Below are 24,761 nucleotides of genomic sequence, written 5' to 3' on the forward strand. Positions count from 1 at the left end.
GCTTCAACGGCGGTCTCACCCTGATCCCGACGCCCCCCGGGTAGCGCCCATTGTCGCGAATGTGCCCTCAATGAAGCACTACGCCGGGTCACAATAATGACGGGACGATCATCGTCACGACACACCGTCAATGTGACGGCTGCCGCCCGGCGACGGTTTAAGGCCATCTCATGACGCTCAAAGGAGCCCAGGTGTTTTTGCAAATAGCCGCGAAGCAGCGTGCTGTAACGATATAGATTCAGGGTCGCTCTCCAGCAGGCAAAGCCTGTGTGGGGTGGTTTCGGGCGTTGCTTGCCTAGCGAACCCTGATGAAGCGATCGCCCTTAAAGGCGCCGATGTACAGATCGGTACCCACGGGCTGGGCCACGGTGCCACCACCTAACTCCTCGCCCTCTGAACGATAGCGCACGCTGGTTTCAAAGCTTTGCAGGTTCACTTCGACGATTTCAAAGGCAATGCTGTTTCGCTCACTGGCTTCGGACACAATCGCCCTTAGCAGCGCAAACAACGATGCATCATGCGACGCGACCAGCAAACTACCGTTAGCAGACAGCGTGCTGTTATCAGGCATATTTACGGCGACACGGTTCAGAGTTTCACCGGTCTCAAGATCATGTTGGCGCACCTCTCCATCAAAATAGAGGTTGAGGTAGAAGCTCTGTCCATCAGCGCTGAGGGTAATGCCATTGGGATAGGCGCCGTCGGTGTAAGGAATAGCACTGTAGCCAGACTGGGGACGCCAGCGATAAGCTCGCCCGGTATCCATGCCCATAGAGCCTAAGAGCATTCGGGGTAACTGCAGGGATGCTGTGATGGGGTCTGTCGCGATAAACCCGCCATTGGGAAGGCCTGCGACATCATTGAACTGCGCGTTCTCGGCCGCCATTACGCAGCCTCGCCAATGCAAACTGGGCGCTGCTTCACCGCTAACAGTCACCTCAAAATACTCTATGGATTCGCGGCCCTCGTGGTTCACCACCAGAAGCTGCCACTCCCCGCCTGCGCGACGAGATAGGTCAAGACCGTGGCTCAGTATCTGTTCAGGTAGGCTGCAGCTGGCATCGCCCCAGTTCTGCTCGGCAGTGATGGGCACAAGAACGGTCTCCACCGGCGCGACGGTTTCGCTTGCAAGAGAAAAACCAAAGAGATGTTTGGTCGGCGCCATGGAGCTAATCAGTAAAAACTGATCTTCAAAGAGGACGATGTCTTCGGGCGCGTCTATGCCGCAAAAAGCTTCAACGCCCTTTGCCGTCGGCGGGTCAGTGCACATTTCGGCCAGGGCGCTTGGGCTAAGCAATACAGCTGCCGTTAAACCAAACCCCAAATCTAATAGTTGGCGTGCTCGTTTATACATCTTGCTGGGGTCCTATTGGTCGGCGATATGACAGCGGAGCTGCTATTAGTCAGCGGCGAAATCTCTCTGTAACAAGTCATCCACAGCATGTCTGCTCAAGGGAGGGCTTTGACGACTTTGCATAAATCGCTGTCTATGCTTGGTTGTCTGGCCACTTGCTCGCTTGCGCCAGCGTCGAAAGCTGGACGGCTTTAGCTCTCGCCGCATTACGCGGATCACGGCCTGCTCATCGAGCCCCGTGCGTTCTCGAATCTCATCAAAACTCACTCGGTCCGCCCAAGCTGCCCATATCACCCAATCGCTGGAATCCGAGGGCGGCTCGGGCTTTCGCGTGAGCGTGTAAGGTCTATCACCCGTACGTGCCATTAATCCACCGCAGACGATGCGTCGGGGTCATCGCCATAAGCCAGGAAGTTAAACGCCCGGTCCCGGTCCTCGGTGCCAAAAGCGCGCATATCAATGTCACGAAACACTTTGTCTTCCCAGCTAATGATGTGCTGCACCCACTTTTTGTCGGTAACGACAGCGATCCTCTTGAACAAAGATACGCCAAACTCTGAAAGAAACTGCATCTTCCCCATAATCGCGTCAAATTCCACGCCACTAAAGCCTTCGATCTCCTGATACACAGACACTTTGCCATGCGCGCTAATCTTCTGCCGTAAGGCCTCCAGCGCTAACTGCATATCCTCTTTCGTGACCTTCCCGCTAATTCGCCACGCCACAGCATCTTCAACATCAAATTCAACAAACTCGAGCATTCTCACCCCCCTTCTTTGGTAAACACGCTGGGCTTCATTAGCCTACATTTAGCTTAGACCATCGCGGCACGTTGATCCTTGTAAGTGTCAGGATGGTCGCTCAGAAAAAATACACAGCATGTTCAACGCCAACGTTGCACCCGCCAACGCGGTCACTTCAGACACGTCATACGCAGGTGCGACTTCCACCAGATCCATACCCACCACATTGAGCCCGCCAAGACCGCGCAAAATACGTAAGGCCTGCTGAGTAGAAAGCCCCCCAACTACCGGGGTTCCCGTGCCTGGCGCAAAGGACGGATCAAGGCAGTCAATATCAAAGGTGAGATAGCAGGGGTTGTCGCCGACGGTTTCGCGAATCTTCGCAATGGCCTCTGCCGCGCTGTGATCGTGAACCCAATCCGCGTCATAGACGTTGTACCCGTGGGTATCGGGGTTGTGTGTGCGCATGCCAAGCTGGATGGAGCGCGAAGGATCTACGGTTCCGTCCTGAGCGGCATGCCAGAACATCGTGCCGTGATCGATGCGTCCTGCTTCGTCTTCCCAGGTGTCGGAATGCGCGTCAAAGTGAATCAGAGACAGCGGACCGTGTTTTGCCGCGCAGGCTTTGAGCATGGGGTAGGTTACAAAGTGATCGCCACCCAGAGCGAGTATCGCCGTATCGGTAGCCAGAATGTCCCGGGCCTGCGCCTCTAATACCGCGGGCACCTCCGCCGGCAGTCCTGGATCAAATCCAAAATCACCATAGTCGACAACCGAGATACGATCGAAAGGATCAAAACCCCAGCCGTTCACAGCCATTTCCCAGGAGAGGTTTCCAGAAATGTTACGAATAGCCCGAGGGCCCAATCGGGCTCCAGACCTGTTGGTCGTAGCAAGATCGTAGGGAATCCCCACGACCGCAACATCAATGCCAGTAAGATCTCGGGTGTAGCGCCGGCGCATAAAGCTCGTGGCGCCACCGTAGGACGGCTCCACAATAGTGCCGCGGTCACTGTCGCGCATAAACGCGAGATCTGTCTTGAACTCCATAGCTATCTTCCTAGGCTGCGTTTCATCTTTCGATCAGAGCACAGCGCTGCTAAAGCGGCAAGCGCAGCCATCTTGGCGCGGCTTGCGCATTTCGCTAGATTCGGTCAGGGCGTAGAATGTCCCCAAGTCCTAGCAATCGGTGCTCAATGCTTAAGGTATTTCTAATCAACGGCGCGATCATCGCCCTCACCGTGGTGATTCACTGCGAATTTCTCTACCGGTTCACCCTGGTAATGCCTCGACTAAGAATTCGTCATCGCCTACGGATTCTTCTCGGTGTGTTCGCAGCGATAAGCGCTCACGCCGTCGAGGTATGGATCTTTGCTGCGGCCTATTTCTATATGGATAAATCGCCCTCCTGGGGCCAGCTGGAAGGAAACTATGACGGCTCGCTGCTTAGCAGTGCCTACTTTTCTTTTACGGCCTTCACGACCCTGGGCCTGGGCGACATTTTACCTACCGGCAACATACGCTATCTGGTGGGACTCGAGTCCCTCACCGGCTTTGTACTCATTACCTGGACCGCGTCTTTCTTGTACCTTGAAATGACACGCTACTGGGACAGAGACTAATACGGAAACCACAATGACAACACTGAATATTCGAGAAGCCACGCCTGACGATGTGGAAGTCATCCTGCGCTTTATCACGGAACTCGCGATTTACGAGCGCGAGCCAGATGCCGTTGTGGCAGACGAGTCACATATCCACAACACGCTGTTTTGTGAGACTCCCAAAGCTTTTGGTCTAATCTGCGAACAGCCGGATAGTGATGGCTCAAACTGCGTCGCGATGGGCTTTGCAATTTACTTCTTCAACTATTCAACGTGGCTTGGTAAACACGGGCTTTATCTTGAAGATTTGTACGTCACGCCCGGAGCGAGAGGTTTAGGCGCCGGTAAGTCTCTGCTAAAAAGGCTAGCAAATATCGCTCTGGATAATGATTGCGGGCGCTATGAGTGGAACGTGTTGCGATGGAATACACCTGCTATCGAGTTCTACGAAGCCTGTGGAGCCGAGCCCTTGAGTGAATGGGTGGGTTATCGCATGGACCGAGGCGCCATGAAGGCTTTTGCTGACGCCCCGGATTGAGTTTGCCTCAGTCGTCTTGCGAACTATCGCCATCACTGGCGCCCGTCCAGGCAAAACGCGGTAGCGATTTTCCGTCCACCACAACATTTTCCTGAAACATCGCTAACGGGCGAACCCATAGACCCCGATCACCATATAGCGGGCGATACAATGCCAAGTGCTCTTCAGTTTCCGAGTGCCTCGCAACGCCGATAACCTCGTAATCCGCGCCCTTATAGTGCCGGTATCGCCCGGGTCGTAAGCTCATAAAATCTCCTTAAGTATCAAAAAATCTGCGGTAAACCGTAACGGTTATGCGACAAGCCACGAAAAACACCCATCGCAGGATGCGCTAGTCTCTCTATAATGGACGCTATGCCCATAGACCGCGTTATCGACGACAAGCGACGGCTGTTCTGGCTCCTGCAACTGGGGGGCTGGAGCAGCTGGGCGGCTACTTTTTATCTGGGCATCCTAGTCTGGGGTGAGCCACCCGAGAACTATTTGTTTTACCTACCCATCATCGTTTCCATCGGCATGTTCATCACACTGGCCTTACGCTGGATTTATCGCGTGACCTGGGATCGAGCATTGGGGACCAGGGCATTTGCGATTCTAGGAGCATCTTATTGCGCCGGCGTCGTCTGGGTACTTTGCCGCTCAGTACTTTTTTACAATTTGTTCCCTGAGGAGCTGAAAAAACTTGAGCCTGAGCGCAGTCACTCGCTCGCGATATATTTTAGCAGCTCAATTTCTGGCGTCTCGGTAATGCTGGTATGGAGCGCGCTGTATTTTGGCATCAAGTACTACCTGCTTAATCAGGAAGCCAAGCAACGCTATCTGAAAGCCATTTCCATGGCCCATGAAGCCCAGCTGAAGATGCTTCGCTACCAACTGAATCCTCACTTTTTATTCAACACCCTCAACGCTATTTCAACCTTGATCCTCGACAAGGATACAGAGCTTGCAAATGGCATGGTCATGAAGCTCTCGCGGTTTTTGCGTTACTCTCTGGACAACGACCCTATGCAGCAAATCACCGTTGCCGAAGAGGTGCAGTCCTTAAAGTTGTATCTGGATATCGAAGAAGTACGCTTCGCTGAGAGGCTCACCCTGCACTTCGCGATCAGTGAGGCGGCAGAGCAGGCATTGATGCCCTCACTGTTACTACAGCCCTTGGTGGAAAACTCCATCAAGTACGCCGTATCCCGATCAATCAACGGAGGCTCGATTGCGGTCTCGGCAAGTGTTGAAGACGGCTGCCTGCAACTTGCGGTTGCGGATGACGGACCCGGTCTCGATCTCCGCCAGGGCCGCCTGCCTAAAGGCGGAGGCGTAGGACTAGCGAATACCCGCGAGCGACTCACGCAAATTTACGGCGACAAACAAAGCTTCCGCCTGGGCTCTACTGAGCCTCACGGACTCACTATCACTATATGTATACCTGTCAGCTACGCCACCCAGGAGACTGCATGAGCACCTTATCAGCGATCATTGTCGACGATGAACATCTAGCGCGACGCGGGCTGTCTGTCCGTTTACAACAACTACCCGAAGTAGACGTCATCGCGGAGTGTGGTAATGGAATAGAAGCGCTGCACGCCGTAGCGCAGCACAGTCCGGACCTACTGTTTTTGGATATACAAATGCCAGGCATGGATGGCTTTGAGGTGGTGGAGAATCTCCAGGGTGACGATATGCCCATGGTGATCTTTGTCACCGCCTACAACGAGTATGCCGTGGATGCCTTTAAGGTTCATGCCATCGACTATGTGCTCAAACCCATAGAGGACGATCGCCTGCATGAGGCTGTGCAGCGGGCCGTGGCGCATCGCCAACAGGAAGCGAGTACCTCGGGCAAAGAAAAACTCGTCAAACTCCTGATGAGCATGACGGGGGAAAGCGCCGCCGGCGTGGAAGCCATGGTCGAAGGTACCGGGGCCAATGGAGACAGTTGGCCTGAGAAGATTACTGTTAAGGACGGCAGCGATATTCAATTCATTCGCGTACCAGACATCGAGTGGGTCGACGCGGCGGGTGACTATATGTGTATCCACGCTACGGGCAAAACACACATTATGCGTATCACCATGAAGCAGCTTGAGGGTATGCTGAACCCCGCCGTATTTTTGCGGGTTCACCGCTCGACCATCGTCAACAATCGTTGTGTCACCGGCGCTCAAACACTCACTAACGGTGAGTACCTCCTGAATCTTGAAGGTGGGACTCAGTTGAAAGTAAGTCGAAGCTACAAAGATCGCATTCGGGAGTTTCTTGTTAGCTAAAGCTCAGTATCGGCGTGTCTGCGCCGCTATCGACTTTCCCCACGGTTCCAATAACCGCAGCTTCAACACCTCGCTCTCGCAGTGCTCGCAGGGCGCCGTCGGCCTGAAGAGCCGGGAGCGCCATTAACAAACCGCCGCTGGTCTGAGGATCAAACAGTAACTGTGCCTGCAGCGGTGCCTCCGCTGGAAGCATCCAACGCTTCGCAAGTGCTTGGCGATTTGGAATGTGTAAAGTACTGAACACGCCTTCGGCCATGGCATCCAGAGCGCCGGGCATGGCTGGAAGCTGATTCAGGCGCAGTTCTGCACAAAGCGTGTCGCCAAGCATCTCCAATAAGTGTCCAGCCAAACCAAAGCCTGTGACGTCAGTGACTGCCGTCGCGTGAAAGTCCCGGGCAACCCTGGCAGCCACGGCATTACTCTGCTCCATACTCAGCAAAGCACCTTCGACATGGCGGCCATCCATCCGGCCCTGCATATGCGCGGCAAACACAGCGCCGCTACCAAGCACTTTGCTCACTATGAGCGTGTCGCCCGGGTGAGCACCACGCTTGTGCAAGGCTGAGTTACCCGCTTGCAGCACGCCATTCACGGCAAAGGCCAGCTGTAGCTCCGGGCCCTGCATGCTGTGGCCCCCGTGCAGCCTGCAGCCTGACTCACGAAACACCGAAAGCGCACCATCCAGAACCATGCGCAAATCCCGGTGGAGCAGTGCCGGCGCCGCAAAGGGTAATGTCACAAGGGCCAGAGCAGAGTGCGGCTGGGCGCCGCTGGCATAAAGGTCCGAGAGCGCATGCTGGGCAGCAATACGGCCCATGCGCCAGGGATCATCCACAAGTCCCCGCAGAGCATCCAGCGATTGCACTATCGGCTGTGTGGTCCCCAGAGGCGCGGCGTCATCGAGCGCCTCTGCCTGCGGCATAAGATCTGGATACAGCTCGCGTAATTCAGCGAGTACTTCATGCAAGGAGTCACCAGACACTTTTGCTCCGCAGCCGCCACACGGCGCTTGCTGCGCCGGGGCATCCAAGGACTTATTTGCCTGTGTAGAGCCCGCCATTTTCAGCGGTGGCAGGTCCCTAAACCGCTGCATAAATTCACGATCAATACGGTCTTTCCAACGCCACACCCAGGCCCCGCGAACGCTTAGTCCATTGCGCTGAGCAACCGCCAGCTTAGGACCCAGCGCCAACATGGATAGAAATCCTGTCTGCGGCTTGTGCTGGCGCAGCGCCCGCCCCGCAGCAAAAGATCGAAGGTTCTCGGCCAGTACCGGCGCCTGCCGTACGGCGTACACCCCCGCCTTGGGTCTAGGATGCCGATGCTGGGTCGCGATATCACCGGCACCAAAGACATTCGGATAGCCTGTGCTTTGCAGGCTATCCTCAATCTGCATAAACCCACGCTCATCCACCGGCAAGCCGCTCTCTTTAATCCAACTTGCGGCAACTGCACCCGTGCACCAAATCAGGGTGTCGTAGTCCGCGGCCTGCGTCGAATCGAATTGCAGCTGTGTCTCCGTAACCTGACTAACGCGATGGCCGCAGCGCAGCGAGACGCCAAAGGCTAGCAATTGATTCTCCACAGCCCTGCGTGCGCCTCGGGTGTAACCCGCCAATATCTCAGCACCACCGCAATACAGGGCGATTGTTGGTTTTTGGTCGCCTAAGCGATGCGCAATGGCGAGCGCGATCTCTACGCTGCCAGCCCCACCGCCGACGATGGCAATTCGACGACCAAGCAAATCGTCAGCTGCTGCCAACGATTCCCAGCGATCCCAAAGTCCTGCGACAGGCTTTACCGGCACGGAAAACTCCCCTGCTCCGGGTACCGAGTCCAGTTCCGGCTGAGATCCTATATCTATGGATAGGATGTCATAACTCACTTGCTTGTGAGCCTCACAGCACACATAACGAGCCTCCGGATCGAGAGACTCCACCGTATCCACAAGAAAGCGCACGCCGGCCCATTGGCACAAGCGCAGCAGATCGATGTGTGTTTCTTCAAAGCCGTAGTGCCCGGCCAGCAAGCCCGGAAGCATGCCAGAGTAGGGCGTGAACACCGCCGGTGAAATAAGTGTTACTCGAAGACCCGAAGGTGGTGACATCGCTAACTGCCGGAGTATGAGCACATGGCTGTGGCCTCCTCCCACCAGGACCAGGTCTTGCTCAGCAGGCTCCCTAGCTAACATCGAACCGCTCACTCAGGAATGCCCGCAAGCGATCGCCATCACCGGTGCATAGGCGACTGCCGTCGCGTTTAGACAATTGATAAGCGTACATGGGGTCGTAATAATCAACGAGCATATGCCGTATCCAATCACGGTGACTTTCAGCATTTCCCGTGTGTTGCTGCGTGTCAAATGCGAGCTGCATGAGTCCCGCAATGTGCTGGTAACGCTCTCCGCCCAAACGTTTTCGGGTGCGCTCAAGATCACCGAGCAGCCGGTCCCGGTGAGCAATCAGGCCCCCAACCCCGTGAACTTGTCGATAGCGTTCGCCTAAATCGAGGATGTAGTCTTCGAAGACCACTTGAATACGCTCCTCAACGGGATACTCGAGAACCACCAGCGAGGCCTGGCTCATACGCTGGCGAAGCGACTCTGGAAGCGCCAGTCGGCCAATAAGCCGTCCTTCGTCCTCCAGAATTACGGGGCCATCACATTGCGAAAGCTTCAACAGCGCGATAGCAATCGCGTTCTCAAAATCGATCTGAGTCGGTTGTTCTTCTATCAGTCTGCCGAAGGCTGAGCCGCGATGTTTCGCCAGCCCTTCAAGATCGATGGTTCTTGGCAGTTGGTTTATAAGTCGGGTTTTTCCTGTGCCGGTTGCCCCACCAAGCAAAATAACATCGGCACGCTGGGACAAGGTATCGAGAGTATCAATAAGAAAACGGCGCATGGCCTTGTAACCACCGGTGATTCGCGGATAGTCCACGCCGCTCTCACGCAACCACTGCTGGACCAGCTGCGATCGCAGGCCACCGCGAAAACAGTAGAGATAGCCCTCCGGGTTGTCCTTGGCAAACTGCTTCCAGCTCGCCATCCTTTGCTCGCGTAAGTCGCCAGATACCAGCTGATGTCCAAGCGCGATCGCAGATTCCTGCCCCTGCTGTTTGTAGCAAGTGCCCACAGCCGCCCGCTCTTCATCACTCATAAGTGGCAAGCTTCGCCCCGTGGGGAATGCTCCCGCCGCAAACTCTACGGGCGCGCGAGTATCGAGCAAAGGTGTATCTGCTAAAAATAGGCGGGCGTAATCAGCGCTGTCATCTCGCGATGTCATGAGCTAGGCGTTGTCTTCGCCACCGAAAAGGCTGATCAGACGATCCTGTATGGCGGTGAGTGCCGGTGCCATGAGCGCAAAATCCGCATCCATTCGAGCCAGGCGGTCTTCATCCATCAATTCATCGTTCTCCTTGACCAAGGACTCCGAAAACTTGAGTCGGCGCAGACAAAGATCATCTCCCAGAACAAATTGCAGCTGCTCGTTCCAAGCCAATGCAAGCCGCACAACCTGAGTAGTTCCTTGTAGATGCTGACGCACCTCATCGCTATAAAGCTCAAGACCGCGACAGCGTATCACCGCAGCCTGCTCGCCCATATCCCGAAGCTCACACTCGTCTCGGGCCTGAAGGTCATCCGGCAAGCTGGAGTGGGCCAACCAGCTGGTCATAGCCGCTGCAGGCGCATGGGCGGTCTGGGGCAAAATCACAGGAAAACTACCTACGCATTCGCGCAACAGGTTCAAGGCTTCTTCAGCACGCGAGGCGCTCGCCGAGTCAACCAGTACCCAGCGAGCCTGGGCATCGATAATCAATCGCAGCTCAGCATGGCGGCTAAAGGCTCGAGGCAAGCAGTCCTGTACGACCTCGTCCTTAAGAGAGAGCTTTTCTTTGCGATAAACCTTTCGACCCTGCTGTGCCTCGATACCTTCAACACGTTCTTTGACAAGGTCACGCACGACCGAAGGTGGGAGAATTTTCTCTTCACGGCGCAGGCACACCATCAAACGACCATCGGCAGAGTGCACCAGGGTTTGTGCGCCTTCGCCAAGCGCAGGCACCCATCCCACGGAGAAAGGCTGCGCTGGAGTGCAGGCTTTAAATCCTCGATTCGACAGCTTGTCCTCCAGCTGCTCTGCAGAGAATTCGAGGCCACGTGTCATGCGGTAAGCCCGCAAATTTTTGAACCACATAAAATACGATTGTCCGGCGAAAGGGCGGCACATTCTACACAAGCAGTCTGCCAATACCACGACAACAAGACCGCGACGCCGCGGTTCTGACACAGGCAGCCACCGCGGACTTGCCGCGGGGCGGGCAGCTCCCTAGTATCGAGGCACTCTCTTTTTAACAGGATGACTGGCATGCAGTATCTGCACACCATGGTTCGTGCACGCAATCTGATAGAAACACTGGACTTTTATTGCAGCAAGCTGGGCCTGGTGGAAACCAGTCGCTACGACAGCGAGCAAGGCCGCTTTACCTTGGTGTTTCTTGCGGCCCCCGGGGATGTGGCAGCGTCTGGGGATAACAATGCACCCATGGTTGAAATTACCCATAACTGGGATCCCGAGGAGTACGACGGCGGGCGTAACTTTGGGCATCTCGCTTATCGAGTGGACGACATCTACGCTACCTGCCAGCAGCTAATGGATGGCGGTGTCACCATAAACCGCCCTCCTCGAGATGGGCACATGGCATTTGTGCGCTCTCCGGACGGCATTTCAATCGAGCTACTGCAGGCCGGCGAATCCCTTGCTCCCCAGGAGCCCTGGGCATCCATGCCCAATACCGGTAGCTGGTAAGCAACGCCTGTGAACCAGTCCTTTACCACGCGGCTAGTTGTTCGGGTGACTCTCGTCGCCGCCGGCGTGATTGCAGCGGGGCTGTTCATTGACTATTCGATCTCCCGAGATCGGATTGTTGAGGATTTGGAGCAGGGCGCCCGCAACTCTATATCCGCCGCTGTACTGCGCATTCAGGAACTCACTACAGGACTCGAGGCGTCCGTGCGTTTCCTCGCAGAAGCTATTGACGAGGTTCCTGATGAAACGCGAATAGACGCGGTTTTACGCAGCGTGGTCGGCAGCAATCCCCATGTGTTCGCCGCCGCAATAGCGTTGGATATTGACTATGCAGGTATCTCTCAAGGTTTGGCCCCCTATCTTTACCGCCAAGCTGGCAGTCTGCTGCGGACTGATTTATCCAACGCGGACACCCCGTATTGGCAAGAGCCCTGGTTTGTCAAAGTCAGAGAACTGGGACGCCCGGCCTGGGTGGAGCCCTATTTTGAATCCACAGCTGCGAAGGTCGAAATGACCACTTTCTCTGCGCCCCTGTATCGCAGCTCGGACAGCGGCGCAAAAGCATTTATTGGTGTGGCTACTATCGATCTGCGACTTGCAGATCTCTACGAGTATCTGGACGACCTGAGTATCGACAGCAGGGGTTTCGGATTCCTTCTCACGTCTCAAGGCACATTAATAGGCGCGCCTGAGGGCAAAGTACTTAGCGCCCCCATCGGTGACGTTCTGGCAAGTGACACTGTTTCAAACTGGAAAGACTGGCTCGCGGACTCAAGCGAAGACCCCAGACACGCCACTGTCCAGTGCCCCGGAGGCCAGGCCCCCTGCCAACTCCGCGTAGCAGAGATAGAGAACAGTCAGTGGAGCGTTGGCGTTGTTTATTCCGAAGACACCCTATTGAGACCCCTGCGTGATTATCAAATGCGTCTACTGATCATGGGCGCAGGGATGCTCCTTCTTATGGGTTTCGTGGTTAGCATCGTTACAAAACGCCTCACAGCACCACTACTGGCACTGTCTGCAGCCAGTAAGTCCATCGCAAAGGGCGAACTGGATGTGCCGCTTCCTACACCCGAAGGCGAAGATGAGGTCAGTCAACTGGTCTCCGCTTTCGATAGCATGCGGCAAGACCTGGCCCACTATATTCGCGATCTGGAATCCGCTGCGGCTCAGCGAAGCCGCATGGATGGAGAGCTTAGTGCTGCCCGCGATATTCAAATGGCGATGCTGCCCCAAGGAGGAAAAGCCACACTCCATGGCGACGCCCTCGAACTCTGGGCGCGGGTGCGCCCCGCCCGAGCTGTGGGTGGCGATCTCTACTCGTTCCATCAGATCGGTCAGCAGTTGCTCATCAGCATTGGCGATGTGTCAGACAAGGGCGTGCCAGCCGCGCTGTTTATGGCCAGAGCAATCAGCCTCATCCAACAGTGGGAGGTTCTGCCCGGCACCGTGCCCCCGGAAATTGCATTGCAACAACTCAATGAGGGACTGACCCGAGACAACGATAACTGCATGTTCCTGACCCTGTTTATCGGCGTAATGGACCTTAGAACTCTGGAGCTGCGCTACGCCAGTGCCGGACACAGTGCGCCGGTACTGCTGCGTGAAGGGCAGCCTGAGATCATCGCGCAAGATCGAGGTCCGGCCCTGGGCCTTCAGGAAGGCTTGAGTTTCCCTTCCAATCGCTTGCAACTTCAGGCGGATGATCGTCTGGTGATTTACACCGACGGGCTTGACGAGGCGCAAAACTCTGCGGATGAGATGCTCGGAGAAGCCGCCCTGTGTGAGATTCTCGCCGGCCCCGACAACCTTCCACTGGATGAAGCAGGGGACGCAATATTCGCTGCCGTCGATGAATTTACCGATGGGGCACCCCAGTTTGACGATATGTCGCTGATGCTCATTGAGATTCCGGGGCAGCGTCGAGCGGCTCTGCAAGCGGAGCACCGCAGTCTGATGATTGACGCCGCTTTGCCCGGCCAGGCAGCGCGTTGGCTCGAGGAACAATGGCAGGCTCAAGGCCTTCCACTCAGAGCGCTGTACGACATGCAGTTGGTGCTTGAGGAGCTCGTCTGCAACATCCGCGACCACGCGCAAATAGGGGATAACGCATCACTGAGCCTTGGCCTGGAGCGCTTTGCCGATCGCGTGGAGTTAGAGTGCATAGACCCCGGTCATGCCTACAACCCGCTGGAAGAAGCTGAGCGTTCTGCGCTCGGTGAAAGCACCGAAGAGGCCAGCATAGGCGGGCTGGGGCTACACCTGATAACCCAGCTGACAACACGACAGTCCTATCACCGCGAAGAGGGGCGCAATATACTTCGCCTACGGCTGGACCTTGCCCCCACTGCACCACCCGAAAAAACCCCGCCACCGGAAATTGACCTATGAACCTGAATACCCAGCTCCACGAAGATCGAGAAAAGTCTCTGCTGCGCGTGAGCATGATCGGGGGACTAAACACCGATACGGCGCCGGGCTTTGAAGCCACGCTGACAGAGGCCATCGCCGATGAATGGCAGATGGTACTGCTGGATATGCAGGCCCTGGACTACGTCAGTTCTGCGGGTCTGAGAGTTATCTTCAAAGCGGCTAAGCAGCTGAAAAGTGCCGGGCGCAGTCTTGCAGTTGCCAACCGTCAGCCACAGATCGAAAAGGTCTTTGAGATTCTCCAAGCCTTACCCGATATGGCAGTGTTCTCTAACGACACCGAACTGGATGAATATCTCGACGCGATGCAGGCCAAGGTGCGGGATCGGGACGCTCACTAAGGCACAGACGCTTGGCTCGCGCCGGCTACAAAGCTCTTACTTCCTAAGAAACTGCAGTATCCATGCAGCCATGCGCTCCGTCGCCGGCTGTTCTGACAGAGACGCTATGCCTGACTGATAAACGGGCTCGGTCAAAATCTCCCGGCGAAACTCCATGATTGCCCGTGAATAGTCATTCACAAACTCAGGATGACCCTGCATGGTCAAAATATGCTCACCAATCTGGCAGACCGCATTCGGGCAAAAATCACTGCCTGCCAAGACCTTAGCTCCGGTGGCGTTAACGGTGACTTGATCCTGGTGCGTGACCAGAATCGGGAACTCCAACTCGCCATCATCAAACCAATCGGGGCGCTGGGCAAAGCGATGGTGATGCATGCCTACGCCCCAGCCAGCGCTCGCTTTTTCTGCGCGCCCGCCCAAGGCCTGAGCGATGAGCTGATGTCCAAAACAAATACCCACCAGCTTTTTGCGTCGCGCATCCAGCTCCTTAACAAAACTCATCAACGGTTCTATCCAGGGCAGGTCGTCATAAACACCGTGACGGCTACCGGTCATGAGGTAGGCATCTACGTCATCGATGTCATCCGGATACTCACCCAGCCGGACGTCGTGGGTCACAAATTCAAGCCCAGAGTCTCTACTACCGAGGAGCTTGGCAAACATATCCGGATATTCCCCGAAATCACCGACCCACTCTTCGCGCACGGCATCAGTCTTTAGAATTCCAACTTTCACGGATCACATCCCGACAAGAAGTAAGTATGAGAGTCTACGAACACCGGCCACTAGCTGTCTATATCCCGGGAGAGGGAGGGGCAGATTGCGTTAACATGCGCAAATGAAAAATCATGTCTGTGTTGCGCCGCACCGTGGCCACTTCCTGGATCGCGTTTCCATTCCTCTCGCAGTGATGTCTCGCATAGCGATCGGGCTAATATTGGGTTGCCTTGCAACGAACATTGCCTGGGCCGAAACGGGACGTCCAAGCTTTGTAGGCTCCGAAACCTGTTCAGGCTGTCATCAAAGCGAACATAGTCAGTGGCAGGGCTCGCATCACGATCTGGCGATGCAAAAACCTGGGCCCGATACGGTACTGGGCGATTTTGATAACGCTCGCTTTGAATATTTTGGGGTAGAAACCCAGTTTCTTAATCGTGACGGGGACTATTTTGTTCGCACAGACGGACCCGATGGCAGCATGACCGAGTATCAGGTCGCCTGGGTTTTTGGCCTAGACCCGCTCCAACAATATCTACTGCCAATGGAAGATGGCCGCCTACAAGCCCTGGCTATTGCCTGGGACAGTCGCCCCGCAGATGAGGGCGGGCAGCGTTGGTACCACCTGTTTCCTGACGAGGAAATTCTTTATGACGACCCCCTACACTGGACCGGCCCCTACCTGAACTGGAACACTCGCTGCGCCGAATGTCATAGCACTGACGTACAAAAAAACTATCAAGCCAGCAGCCGAACCTTTGCCACAACCTTTGCTGAAGAGGACGTCAGCTGTGAAGCCTGCCATGGGCCAGGTAGTCAACACGTGGCGCTGGGATATGAGGGGCGTCTTGGCGGCGACTCGGCTTCTGGCCTGCAAACGGACTTGAGCGCGCGGGGGCAGTGGTATTTCCCCGAAGGCGAATCCATAGCGCGACGCAAAAATCCGCTGACTAATCAGTATCAGGTAGATAGCTGCGGCCGCTGTCATGCTCGCCGGGGCACCCTCGGTGACTACGAGTATGGTAAGCCGCTATCCGATACCCACCGACTCTCACTGCTCGGGCAGCCTTTGTATCACCATGACGGGCAAATTCTGGACGAGGTCTACGTGTATGGCTCCTTTATGCAGAGCAAAATGTCTCAGGCAGGGGTTGTCTGCGCCAACTGTCACGAACCGCATTCCAATAAGCTTCGGGCAGAAGGCAATGGCGTTTGCGCCCAGTGCCACAAAGCCGATGTATTTGATTCGCCACAGCACCATAATCACCCGGCAGAATCAGCCGGTGCACAGTGCGTGAGTTGCCACATGCCCGCACAAACCTATATGGGTGTTGACGCACGTCGCGATCATTCCATGCGCATCCCTCGCCCAGACCTGAGCGTGGTGATCGGGACACCCAACGCCTGCACCCAATGTCACAGCGAGCAATCACCGGATTGGGCGCTGAATACTTTGCGTGACTGGGGTAGCAACTTCGGGACTAGCAGCGACCATCCAGCCGTTGCTATGGCAGCATTACAGCGCGGCGATAGCCGCAGTGTCCCGACGTTACTAGAGCTGGCTGCAGACGAAACAGCAGCCCCAATCTGGCGAGCGACCGCGCTGGATCGTGTCTCCGCCAGCGGCGCGCAAGGCGCACTGCAGATCGCCCAGGGCTTACTCATATCTGACGACCCCCTGCTGCGCATTTCGGCGGTACGAGCGCTGCAGCCGCTTCCTCCCATGCGCCGCTACCTGGCTCTGGCTCCATTGGTTAAAGATCCGGTGACCGGGGTCCGCATGGAGGTGGCCATGAGCCTTGCCCCGGTTCCGCTTGCCGAGCTCGGCGCAGAGCGACAAAAATCACTGTTAGCCTTGTTCGAGGAATACAAAGCTGTACAAAAACTGCATCTCGATATGCCTGCTATTAATATGCAGCTAGGTATTTTTAATGTGAGTCGCGGCGACTTTCCCGCAGCAGAGACGGCCTACCGAGAGGCGCTGGCACTGAACCGACAGCTCATCTCCGCATACCTGAATCTGGCTGATTTATTACGCGGACAAGGACGGGAGGATGAAGCAAAGAATCAATTAGAAACCGCCCTTGCAATCAACCCTGAAAGCGGTGACGCCATGCATGCTCTGGGATTATTGGAGGCTCGCAAAGGGCAACGAGAAGCTGCCTTAGCCTGGCTTGGCAAAGCCGCTGCCGTAGAGACCGTCGGTTCGCGACATCGCTTTGTTTATGGCGTGGCCCAACATGACTTTGGTGATATCGCAGGCGCATTGACCACGCTGGGACAGCTTCACTACGCACTGCCGGCCGATGAGCAAGTCTTAATAGCGCTAGTGAACTACAGCTCAGAAAGTGGCAAGCGTGATCTCGCCGAACGCTACGCTAGAAATCTCATATCCCTGGCTCCACAGAATCAAAACTACCGACGTTTGGCGGCTAGTCTCGGAGTCAACCCCTAAGCTGCCTACTCAAGCCAAGGACTATTCAGCCGGGGGTGTGAAAACCAGCTGTCCGGACACAGGAACAGCAGTGCTGATGCTGTTAAGGCCTGCCACTTCTCGAAGAATGTCGATGCCCCCGTCCAGACCAAAATCAGCCGCCTTCACTACGATAGGCTCGCTGATGACAATCTGGAGGCCGCCGTCATTCAGACGTGTTACCAGAATCTCGGCGATATAGGACTTTGTCACGCCGTGAAGATCGACCTCGACCTCTATCGCAGTATCACGGGTTTCGCCCACGGGCAGTTCAGTCAGGGACGTGGGCACTTCGGCCCGCAACATTGCAGCAGGAAAACGCACTGTCTCAAAAAGCAGCTCACGCATACGCTGATTACGAATCGGCACCAGGGTCTCAACACTGTCCAAATCTAAGGCTACCTGTGCTGCACCGGTATCGCTGATACCACCCGTAATCGCCCGAAAGTGGTGGAGCTCTGCCACGCTGGCGTTTTTGACCGACATAAACTGCACAGTGGATCGCTCACCATCGAGCTCCCAGTCTGCAAGCACGCCGGCGCTAGCCGTGATCAGCAGAAACGCACCGGTAAAGGCAGCGACAGTTTTTGACAGCAATTTCATTCCATTATCTCTCGTGGTTATCCAACAACAATCTAAAGGCTAGCAGCTTCCGCGGGCATTAACAGGTCAACACCCACCTCAGTGCGAACTTTGCCACTGTGCAAACTCGTCGACCGTGGCATAGGAGGTTTGGGTGCCCTTGCCTGTGACACTGTGCGAAGCGTAACTCACTGCGCGGCCGAGCGCGGTTGCAACGTCAGTACCCGCCGCAAGCTCCGCCGCAAAACAGCCAATGAATCCGTCTCCGGCACCGGTAGTATCCACAGCGTTTACTGTTGGCGCGCTCACATGCTGTCGCTCGCCACCGTGCATCCACAATGCGCCCTTATCGCCAAGCGTCACGATGAGATTCTTGAGCCCTTTCGCTAAAAGAGAGCTGGCGGCGGCGGCAATTTCATCCTCATTCCCCACGGGCATACCGGTGAGAATCTCTAGCTCAGTCTCGTTGGGCACAAAATAATCGCAACGACAGGCGTAATCGATATCCAGCTCAATGCTTGCTGGCGCGGGATTCAGTAACACGGGGATACCGTTGCTGTTGCCAAAGTCGATAGCGGCGTACACCGTCTCCAACGGTATCTCCAGCTGCAAGATAATCATGCTGCACTGCTTCAGCTCATCAGCCGCAGCATCGAGGTCAGCAGGGAGCAGGTGCATGTTTGCGCCGGGAATAATCAAAATACGATTCTGAGAGTCCGCATCCACCCAGATAGGTGCAACGCCACTGGATACGCCGGGGACCTTGGTTACGTGCTTTGTGCTAACGCCATACTTCTCGAAGTTCGTCAGGGTATTGTTGGCAAAAGCGTCATCGCCCACACGGCCCATCATCAATACATCAGCGCCAAGCTTAGAAGCCGCAACCGCCTGATTGGCGCCTTTACCTCCACAACCCATGACAAATTCCTTGGCTACCAGCGTTTCGCCGGCCTTGGGTACCGTGTCGGTATAGGCGATTAGATCGACCATGCAGGAGCCGATAACAGCAATTTTCATAAGCGTGCTTCCGTTCTTATTCGATGCGCGACAGTGTAGCCTAACCAACCCTAAATTCGTCTGCATCAAAGGCCTATTCCATGGATAGCAACAGTTATGACGATGCGGCAATTGCAGCGGCCATCGATCACACCCTGCTGAAGCCCGAAGCCCGTGCCGTAGACATCGATCAGGTATGCGAAGAAGCACTGGAGCATCAGTTCGCTGCGGTGTGTGTCAACAGCCTTTGGGTACCGCGAGTAGCGGCGATGCTTAAGGGAAGCTCTGTCAAAACCTGCTCTGTAGTGGGGTTTCCGCTAGGCGCGTCACTACCCGCTGCAACGGCAGCCGAAGCGCGGCTGGCTATTGATGCCGGCGCCAGCGAAATCGACATGGTGATGTCCATTGGCGATGCCCTTGCCGGCGACTGGGACCGTGTTCGCGATGGCATTGCAGAAGTTCTGGCTAGCTGCGCGGACATCCCCCTAAAAGTCATTCTTGAGACCTGCCTGCTCGCCGAATCTCACAAACGTCTGGCCTGCGAGATCTGCGGCGAGTTAGGTGTCGCGTTTGTAAAGACGTCGACAGGGTTCAGTACCTCAGGAGCCACCGTAGACGACGTCGCCCTGATGCGCGGTATCGTTGGTTCAAATGTGGGCGTAAAAGCCTCTGGCGGCATCCGTGATCGCGACACGGCTGTCGCCATGCTTGCCGCGGGCGCTAATCGATTAGGCTGCAGTGCGGGAGTGGCGATTGTTACCGGCGGGGAGGGGGCAGAAGCTTACTAACGAACCCTGGCTTTAACTTGTGGCTGGAGCGCTACACAAGCTACTGCGATGAGGGAACGTCGGCGTCCATGGATGGCGCTTTTGCGACTCTCGAATGCAGTGGCCTATGTAGCGCTTCAGCCAGTGGTACGACTGGGGAGCGCGCTAAAACCCTATCTCGAGTAAACGATTAACCCAAGGCCGACGAAGAACAACGCAAACATCGCGGTGATCATGCTGGAAGTGCCTGCAGGTGCGTCCTTAAACTCTTTCCAGATAAACACACCCCAGAACGCCGCCACCATGGTTGCGCCCTGTCCGAGTCCGTAAGAGATAGCGGGCCCTGCAGCACCAGAAGCGATAAAGCTGAAAGAAAAGCCGACACACCAGATCGCGCCGCCCAAAATGCCCACCAGGTGCAGCCTAGGAGTTCCCTTACTGAAGTACTCGCCAATGGGGGCAACTTCACCTGAAATAGGCTTGTACATAAGTGGTATCAGCCAGATAACGTTAGATACCAACAGGCCCACGGCAAACACGACGCCGGCGCTGTAGGGCGTCATGAGACCCGCTTCGGGATTCGCGAAATCCATGGAGATAGATGACGCGACAAAACGATAGAAGAAACCCATCGCGATACCGGCTATCACAGAGATAGCCAGGCCTTTACCGACGGAGCGCCCCTCATCCTGCGGAAGTCGCGCATAAATCAATGCGCAGACAATAATCGCCGCCGTCACCAAACCGACACCCGCAAACAGGAATACCGGATCGCCAACCGGTGCAGCCATGTAGTTGCTCACCACACCAATAACCAACGCCAACCCGATAGCGACTGGGAAAGCCACCGCCATGCCGGCGATATCTATTGCTGTAACCAGCAGTATGTTGGCAAGGTTAAAAATAACGCCGCCGATTAGCGCCGAACGAATAGCATCAGATCCCGCCTGAGAAATATCAGGCATAAAGGCTCGGCCTTCTTCACCACTGGAGCCGATGGTGAAGGCGAACAGCAATGTCAGGAGCAGAACACCCAGAGAATAGTCCCAGTAGAAGAGCTGGAACTGCCACTCGTTACTGGCGAGCTTCTGGGTGTTAGCCCAGGATCCCCAACAGAGCATGGTAATCAGGCACATCGCAACGGCGATGGTGTACGACTCTACAATCAGCATGGCGGTTTCTCGTTTTTATTAACCAAGGACCGCCATGATCGGACCGCAAGCTGAAAGTTTCAAGCGCTACCGGGCCCGAGCCGCCCTTTTATAAAGAAGTTCCACCGTATGCTGGGTCGAGCTCGCAGTCTTGCTTACTTCACAAGGCTCAGCTCGTCCCTTACTTGCTCAACTTGTGCTGTGGCGTACTCGGCGGACGTCTCCAGGTTTCCCCACACCGGCGCGGGCCAACAAGGGTCATCTTCACGACGTCCAATGACATGCAGGTGCAGCTGCGGAACAACCAAACCCAGCGCTCCCACGTTTACTCGGGGGTACCCCAAAGTCTGCTTTAAATAGCGGCTGATCCGGCTTGCTTCACTCAGTAGACCATCACGCTCGTTCGCCGGTAAATCCAGTAGATCCACCGTGTCGGTGTGCGGCACGAGAATAAACCAATGCAGCGCCGCATTACGATGCAACAGCAGCTCTGCAGAAGAAAGACGTCCTACTAGATGGCAGTCCCTGGCGAGAGTGGGATGCAGCTGCCAGTGTTTGCTCGAATTCACCTTGAGACCCCAAAAGACTAGGCACGAGGCGCAGCATTCTCCGCCGCAATGATTCCCGGGTCAAAGAATAGCGTAAGCATGAACCCCGGGGGCGACGTGAACCCAGTCACAGTTTGTGGCATAAAACGGGCCGAAGGGTGATGCAGTTCGCACAGCAACAGCCAGGGGCGTGCCTACGCAAGGCTCATAGGGCTAAGTCACTCCAAATCCAGACAGAAACACGAACTCATGCCTTACTCAAAACTGATTGCCAGCCTCACTCTCGCTACCTGCTCAAGCTTCGCGAGCGCAGGGCTTGTCATTGATTCCATCAACGTACAGATGGTGAGCACAAAATTTTCGGCGCGCAACCTTACAGATACCAACGATCAGAAGTTCGCTACAGCGTTGAATGCTTTTGAATCTAGCGAAAGTGCTGTATGCAGCGAAGATCTTGATGCGTTTGAGGGCGTTAGCTACCGCGGCACCTGTGGAGGTGGTAAGAAAAACTACGGTGCTTTATACACAATTACCGGCAGCTTAATCGGCGCCGCAGAATTCGAGTTTGGACTCGACTGGGGTCGCGGCGGATTTATTCTTGCCGACTCCAAAGATACTTCCGTGGACTACTATAACGAAGACATCTGGTGGGCTAAGAGCTGGACCAGAGCGTCCGAAGTAAAGAGCTACGTCCTAACGGACGTAGGTGACTTCTCTCTTACACTTTTAGGCTTCGAAGGCTGCTGTGACGGCATCAACTCTGCTCGCTATCGCACCTGGGATACAGCACAGACATTGCAGCGCAGCAGACCGCCTGAGCCCACCCAATGGCAGACACTCAAAGTCAACGCCGTCCCCGTTCCCGGCTCACTGCCTCTCATGGCCATCGGTGCCCTGCTGATGTGGCGTCGCCGTCAGTCGTAAACCACGGCCTCGATGATCGCCAGGTGATCATCGACACCCCGGCGAAAAGCCGCTTCGCTGATTCGTTCGTCATTCCCGTGAATCCGTACCATTTCGGATTCGGGGATGACCGTTGGCGTAAAGCCATAACTTGCTATCCCGGCATCGCGCGTAAAGTGACTATCTGTAAAACCTGCTGAGACCGACGGCATCACCCGAGAACCCGGGTGACGCTCTGCGGTGATGTCTGTGATCGCGCTATACAGCCGAGAGCCCGTGTCAGTAATCGCCGGTGAGAAGGCCATGAGCACTTCGACCTCTACTCCACTGGGCGCAACAATCTCCCGGACCTCTTGTACAAAATCATCCACCGCCTTGTCGGGAAGAATCCGGCAGTCAATCTCGCCCCAGGACTCGGGCGGAACAACATTGATTTTGTTGGACGCAGACAAACGTGTCAGCGAGCAGGTATCGCGGGTAAGCGCATGCATGGGGGGAGAGAACGCCTGCAGTCGAGTCAGAAACTCAGGTTCCTGGATAGCTTCGGCCATATTGGCAAAAGAGGGGGCCCATTCTGGCTCCGCACTTTGAGCAATGCTTCGAAACATCGCATCGACCGGCGGAATGATTCTGGCTGGGAAAGGACTGGTGCGCATCAATTCCATGGCCTGAACCACGCGTGTCACGGAGGATGTTGGGTAGGGCATAGAGCCGTGACCCGGCTTGTCGATCGCGGTGAGCCTTAGCCACACCGGTACCTTCTGGGTGAGTTCTACAGAGAAGATCGTCTCGCCCTTAGCGGTCAGTCGCCCGCTTCCGCCTTCATTTAGAAGCAGCCCGGCGTTATCAAATACCTCCGGATGATTTTTGAGCAGCCAACCCGCGCCAAACAAACCACCGGCCTCTTCATCCGCCGTGGCAACAAACACCACGTCACGATTCAGCGGCTTACCCGCACGATGCAAACTCAAAAACGTCGCCAGCTGGGTAATGCCCGTGCCCTTCATGTCGATGGCACCACGCCCCCAGATAAAACCATCACGAATTTCTCCGGATAGCGGGTCCGTCGTCCAGTACTTGGGATCAGCAGGCACGACATCGGTGTGTTGTAAAAGGATCAACGCTGGCTCATCGCCGCCCTCGATGCGAGCCCAGATGTTTCCGCGACCCGGCGCACTCTCCGCCGAATTCCAGGAGATGCCTTCGTCATCGAGAATCTTGCTGTAAAAATCCACTGCCCGAAACTCGTTTCCGGGTGGGTTGATGGTATCGATCTTCAGAAAAGCCTGTAGCCAGGACACCGCTTCATCATCAAGGGTCTGCGCTGTAGCAGGCAGGGCCGTCGCAAGTAGCACTGCAAGCGAACCCCGCCCGACAGATCTCGCCAACGTTCGAAAAAGTGTGCTGCCTAAACCTGTTGCGAAATTTCTATGCACCTGAAGCTCTCCTGGCCATTGGCTAAGTAATACTGTTGTTTGATCGCTCTCGCGCGGTGTGTCAATTTCGACGCGATGCTTAAGAAACACGAAAATAGCCTATCGACAGCCATTTGGCGACCGCGGCAAAAACCCTAGTGCAGCTGAGAGTACCGATAACGTTCTTGCCAGTTACCCTCGTTATCCCGCTCACAGGCCTCTTCGGTGTCACAACGAATCTGGTGGGCTTTTACCTTGATCGGCGCATCGAGCGCGTTTAGCTCCTGCTGGATCAAGGTGGATAGCTTTAGGTCTAACTGAATACCGCATACGTCACGCAACTCCTCGTCAGTGCCGAACACGCTCACGATCACCAATGAGTCTGGGAACTTACTGTGATTGACGAAGTGTGTGATCCATACAAACCCGGGGATTGCCTTGAGCGCCGAATCACAGACCCGGATGAGGGCCGCTGTCAGCGCCCGTTCCGTTTTCCTGTCAGTTTTTTTCACGACCGCTAAGCGTCCAGCATCAGTTGAATTTTGCTGACGGTGTTTAGGTTGCGCCCCGTAGCAGACACGCCCAGGCAGGATTCTATTTTTGCGACGAGCTTTGACCGTCCGATACCGTCGGGTGCATGAAGATAAAAAACGTCTCCAGCAAGCGCAGTGCTCTCCGAGCGTGCTAGCAGCGAGTCGAGTTTCTGCTTATCTAATTGCGGTGTGGTTTTGCAGAAATAAAAATGGATTGTGTTCCCGGCCCCAGTGAAAGGATTACCGTCTATCGCAGCGGTAAACGGGTCCTGGGTCAGAGCCATGATGTCGGGTTTGAATCCAAAGTTTTCTTCGATCACACGGCCCAGGTCATCAATGGGGTCCGTTTTGGCATCGAGAACAAGATTGCCGCTTTGAATATAGCTTCGAACGTTTGAGTAGCCGGCGTCCTGTAAGCGCAGTTTTAAATCCTTCATGGGGAGCCTATTTTTACCTCCCACATTGATACCTCTGAGCAGAATAATGTAAGTGCTCACTACTACTTCATGCCTCTGCTTTAGATCGGTGGTTTGCAGTGTCGGTGATCTTAGGCAAGCTTGTCTATCAGCATCTGAGCGACGCCATTTATGGACG

General features: G+C 55.5%; 27 protein-coding genes. 10 read left to right on the forward strand and 17 right to left on the reverse strand.

Annotation, left to right across the window (positions count from 1 at the left end; genetic code table 11):
• The 5 genes from ACI9KD_RS11590 to speB form a co-directional block, all read right to left on the reverse strand.
• Positions 1 to 203 (reverse strand): NUDIX domain-containing protein (locus tag ACI9KD_RS11590; protein WP_414981330.1); only part of this gene is annotated, 203 nt, incomplete at its 3' end.
• A gap of 92 nt (positions 204 to 295) precedes the next feature.
• Positions 296 to 1,354, reverse strand: coding sequence for a hypothetical protein (locus ACI9KD_RS11595; RefSeq protein ID WP_414981331.1), 1,059 nt, complete (start codon positions 1,352 to 1,354; stop codon positions 296 to 298).
• Positions 1,355 to 1,399: 45 nt separating this feature from the next.
• The gene (locus ACI9KD_RS11600) at positions 1,400 to 1,720 is read right to left on the reverse strand and encodes a TIGR03643 family protein (protein ID WP_414981332.1); all 321 of its coding nucleotides are present in this window, start codon (positions 1,718 to 1,720) and stop codon (positions 1,400 to 1,402) included.
• A complete protein-coding gene (locus ACI9KD_RS11605; RefSeq protein ID WP_414981333.1) occupies positions 1,720 to 2,115 on the reverse strand; it encodes an STAS/SEC14 domain-containing protein in 396 nt (131 codons plus the stop codon). The genes ACI9KD_RS11600 and ACI9KD_RS11605 overlap by 1 nt, the downstream gene beginning before the upstream one ends.
• An 87-nt stretch (positions 2,116 to 2,202) precedes the next feature.
• Positions 2,203 to 3,147: an agmatinase gene (gene speB, locus ACI9KD_RS11610; protein ID WP_414981334.1), complete on the reverse strand. Its 945-nt coding sequence runs from the start codon at positions 3,145 to 3,147 to the stop codon at positions 2,203 to 2,205.
• 146 nt (positions 3,148 to 3,293) lie between these two features.
• On the opposite strand from speB, the gene ACI9KD_RS11615 reads away from it, so the two are divergent.
• Positions 3,294 to 3,719 (forward strand): ion channel, encoded by a 426-nt coding sequence (locus ACI9KD_RS11615; protein ID WP_414981335.1) that lies wholly within the window; start codon positions 3,294 to 3,296, stop codon positions 3,717 to 3,719.
• Between the two features lie 13 nt (positions 3,720 to 3,732).
• Positions 3,733 to 4,239, forward strand: coding sequence for a GNAT family N-acetyltransferase (locus ACI9KD_RS11620; protein WP_414981336.1), 507 nt, complete (start codon positions 3,733 to 3,735; stop codon positions 4,237 to 4,239).
• 7 nt (positions 4,240 to 4,246) lie between these two features.
• Here the strand turns inward: ACI9KD_RS11620 and ACI9KD_RS11625 are convergent, their stop codons facing one another.
• Positions 4,247 to 4,486, reverse strand: a complete 240-nt coding sequence (locus tag ACI9KD_RS11625) for a DUF1653 domain-containing protein (RefSeq protein WP_414981337.1) — start codon at positions 4,484 to 4,486, stop codon at positions 4,247 to 4,249.
• A gap of 98 nt (positions 4,487 to 4,584) precedes the next feature.
• Here ACI9KD_RS11625 and ACI9KD_RS11630 point away from each other — a divergent pair, with 98 nt between their 5' ends.
• Both ACI9KD_RS11630 and ACI9KD_RS11635 read left to right on the forward strand, forming a co-directional pair.
• Positions 4,585 to 5,694: a sensor histidine kinase gene (locus ACI9KD_RS11630; protein ID WP_414981338.1), complete on the forward strand. Its 1,110-nt coding sequence runs from the start codon at positions 4,585 to 4,587 to the stop codon at positions 5,692 to 5,694.
• Entirely contained in the window at positions 5,691 to 6,503 is an 813-nt protein-coding gene (locus ACI9KD_RS11635; protein WP_414981339.1) for a LytR/AlgR family response regulator transcription factor, read from the forward strand. Before ACI9KD_RS11630 ends, ACI9KD_RS11635 begins: the two co-directional genes overlap by 4 nt.
• On the opposite strand, the gene selD is transcribed toward ACI9KD_RS11635, so the two are convergent.
• From selD to rdgC, 3 genes are read right to left on the reverse strand one after another with little or no spacing between them, the layout of a single operon-like run.
• Entirely contained in the window at positions 6,496 to 8,706 is a 2,211-nt protein-coding gene (gene selD / locus ACI9KD_RS11640; protein WP_414981340.1) for a selenide, water dikinase SelD, read from the reverse strand. The genes ACI9KD_RS11635 and selD overlap by 8 nt on opposite strands.
• Positions 8,684 to 9,784: a tRNA 2-selenouridine(34) synthase MnmH gene (gene mnmH / locus ACI9KD_RS11645; protein ID WP_414981341.1), complete on the reverse strand. Its 1,101-nt coding sequence runs from the start codon at positions 9,782 to 9,784 to the stop codon at positions 8,684 to 8,686. Before mnmH ends, selD begins: the two co-directional genes overlap by 23 nt.
• Before the next feature lie 3 nt (positions 9,785 to 9,787).
• Positions 9,788 to 10,729: a recombination-associated protein RdgC gene (gene rdgC, locus ACI9KD_RS11650; RefSeq protein WP_414981356.1), complete on the reverse strand. Its 942-nt coding sequence runs from the start codon at positions 10,727 to 10,729 to the stop codon at positions 9,788 to 9,790.
• Between the two features lie 138 nt (positions 10,730 to 10,867).
• Here rdgC and ACI9KD_RS11655 point away from each other — a divergent pair, with 138 nt between their 5' ends.
• Genes ACI9KD_RS11655 through ACI9KD_RS11665 form a run of 3 tightly spaced genes read left to right on the forward strand, consistent with a single transcriptional unit; the run spans position 10,868 to position 14,079 of the window.
• Positions 10,868 to 11,308: a VOC family protein gene (locus tag ACI9KD_RS11655; protein ID WP_414981342.1), complete on the forward strand. Its 441-nt coding sequence runs from the start codon at positions 10,868 to 10,870 to the stop codon at positions 11,306 to 11,308.
• Positions 11,309 to 11,317: 9 nt separating this feature from the next.
• Positions 11,318 to 13,699 (forward strand): SpoIIE family protein phosphatase, encoded by a 2,382-nt coding sequence (locus tag ACI9KD_RS11660; RefSeq protein WP_414981343.1) that lies wholly within the window; start codon positions 11,318 to 11,320, stop codon positions 13,697 to 13,699.
• A complete protein-coding gene (locus ACI9KD_RS11665) occupies positions 13,696 to 14,079 on the forward strand; it encodes an STAS domain-containing protein (RefSeq protein WP_414981344.1) in 384 nt (127 codons plus the stop codon). The genes ACI9KD_RS11660 and ACI9KD_RS11665 overlap by 4 nt, the downstream gene beginning before the upstream one ends.
• Before the next feature lie 36 nt (positions 14,080 to 14,115).
• Here the strand turns inward: ACI9KD_RS11665 and ACI9KD_RS11670 are convergent, their stop codons facing one another.
• The gene (locus ACI9KD_RS11670; RefSeq protein ID WP_414981345.1) at positions 14,116 to 14,817 is read right to left on the reverse strand and encodes a glutamine amidotransferase-related protein; all 702 of its coding nucleotides are present in this window, start codon (positions 14,815 to 14,817) and stop codon (positions 14,116 to 14,118) included.
• Positions 14,818 to 14,920: 103 nt separating this feature from the next.
• Here ACI9KD_RS11670 and ACI9KD_RS11675 point away from each other — a divergent pair, with 103 nt between their 5' ends.
• On the forward strand, positions 14,921 to 17,254 hold the full coding sequence (locus ACI9KD_RS11675) for a tetratricopeptide repeat protein (protein WP_414981346.1): 2,334 nt from the start codon (positions 14,921 to 14,923) through the stop codon (positions 17,252 to 17,254).
• A 21-nt stretch (positions 17,255 to 17,275) separates the two neighbouring features.
• On the opposite strand, the gene ACI9KD_RS11680 is transcribed toward ACI9KD_RS11675, so the two are convergent.
• Positions 17,276 to 17,875 carry a YceI family protein gene (locus ACI9KD_RS11680; protein ID WP_414981347.1) on the reverse strand — a complete coding sequence of 200 codons (600 nt, stop codon included), beginning with the start codon at positions 17,873 to 17,875 and terminating at the stop codon, positions 17,276 to 17,278.
• 78 nt (positions 17,876 to 17,953) lie between these two features.
• Positions 17,954 to 18,871, reverse strand: coding sequence for a ribokinase (gene rbsK / locus ACI9KD_RS11685; protein ID WP_414981348.1), 918 nt, complete (start codon positions 18,869 to 18,871; stop codon positions 17,954 to 17,956).
• A gap of 80 nt (positions 18,872 to 18,951) precedes the next feature.
• On the opposite strand from rbsK, the gene deoC reads away from it, so the two are divergent.
• Positions 18,952 to 19,638 (forward strand): deoxyribose-phosphate aldolase, encoded by a 687-nt coding sequence (deoC, locus tag ACI9KD_RS11690; RefSeq protein ID WP_414981349.1) that lies wholly within the window; start codon positions 18,952 to 18,954, stop codon positions 19,636 to 19,638.
• A 152-nt stretch (positions 19,639 to 19,790) separates the two neighbouring features.
• Here the strand turns inward: deoC and ACI9KD_RS11695 are convergent, their stop codons facing one another.
• Complete coding sequence (locus ACI9KD_RS11695) at positions 19,791 to 20,789, reverse strand: multidrug DMT transporter permease (RefSeq protein ID WP_414981350.1); 999 nt, start codon at positions 20,787 to 20,789, stop codon at positions 19,791 to 19,793.
• 134 nt (positions 20,790 to 20,923) lie between these two features.
• Positions 20,924 to 21,337, reverse strand: a complete 414-nt coding sequence (locus ACI9KD_RS11700; protein ID WP_414981351.1) for an HIT domain-containing protein — start codon at positions 21,335 to 21,337, stop codon at positions 20,924 to 20,926.
• 228 nt (positions 21,338 to 21,565) lie between these two features.
• On the opposite strand from ACI9KD_RS11700, the gene ACI9KD_RS11705 reads away from it, so the two are divergent.
• Positions 21,566 to 22,240: a PEP-CTERM sorting domain-containing protein gene (locus ACI9KD_RS11705; protein ID WP_414981352.1), complete on the forward strand. Its 675-nt coding sequence runs from the start codon at positions 21,566 to 21,568 to the stop codon at positions 22,238 to 22,240.
• On the opposite strand, the gene ACI9KD_RS11710 is transcribed toward ACI9KD_RS11705, so the two are convergent.
• The 3 genes from ACI9KD_RS11710 to ACI9KD_RS11720 all read right to left on the reverse strand — a co-directional run.
• Positions 22,231 to 23,655: a M20/M25/M40 family metallo-hydrolase gene (locus ACI9KD_RS11710; protein ID WP_414981353.1), complete on the reverse strand. Its 1,425-nt coding sequence runs from the start codon at positions 23,653 to 23,655 to the stop codon at positions 22,231 to 22,233. The genes ACI9KD_RS11705 and ACI9KD_RS11710 overlap by 10 nt on opposite strands.
• 134 nt (positions 23,656 to 23,789) lie before the next feature.
• Entirely contained in the window at positions 23,790 to 24,146 is a 357-nt protein-coding gene (locus ACI9KD_RS11715) for a hypothetical protein (protein WP_414981354.1), read from the reverse strand.
• A gap of 5 nt (positions 24,147 to 24,151) precedes the next feature.
• On the reverse strand, positions 24,152 to 24,761 hold a 610-nt coding region (locus ACI9KD_RS11720), incomplete at its 5' end, for a DUF1697 domain-containing protein (protein WP_414981355.1).

Source organism: Congregibacter sp. (assembly GCF_047617445.1).
Lineage (GTDB): Bacteria > Pseudomonadota > Gammaproteobacteria > Pseudomonadales > Halieaceae > Congregibacter.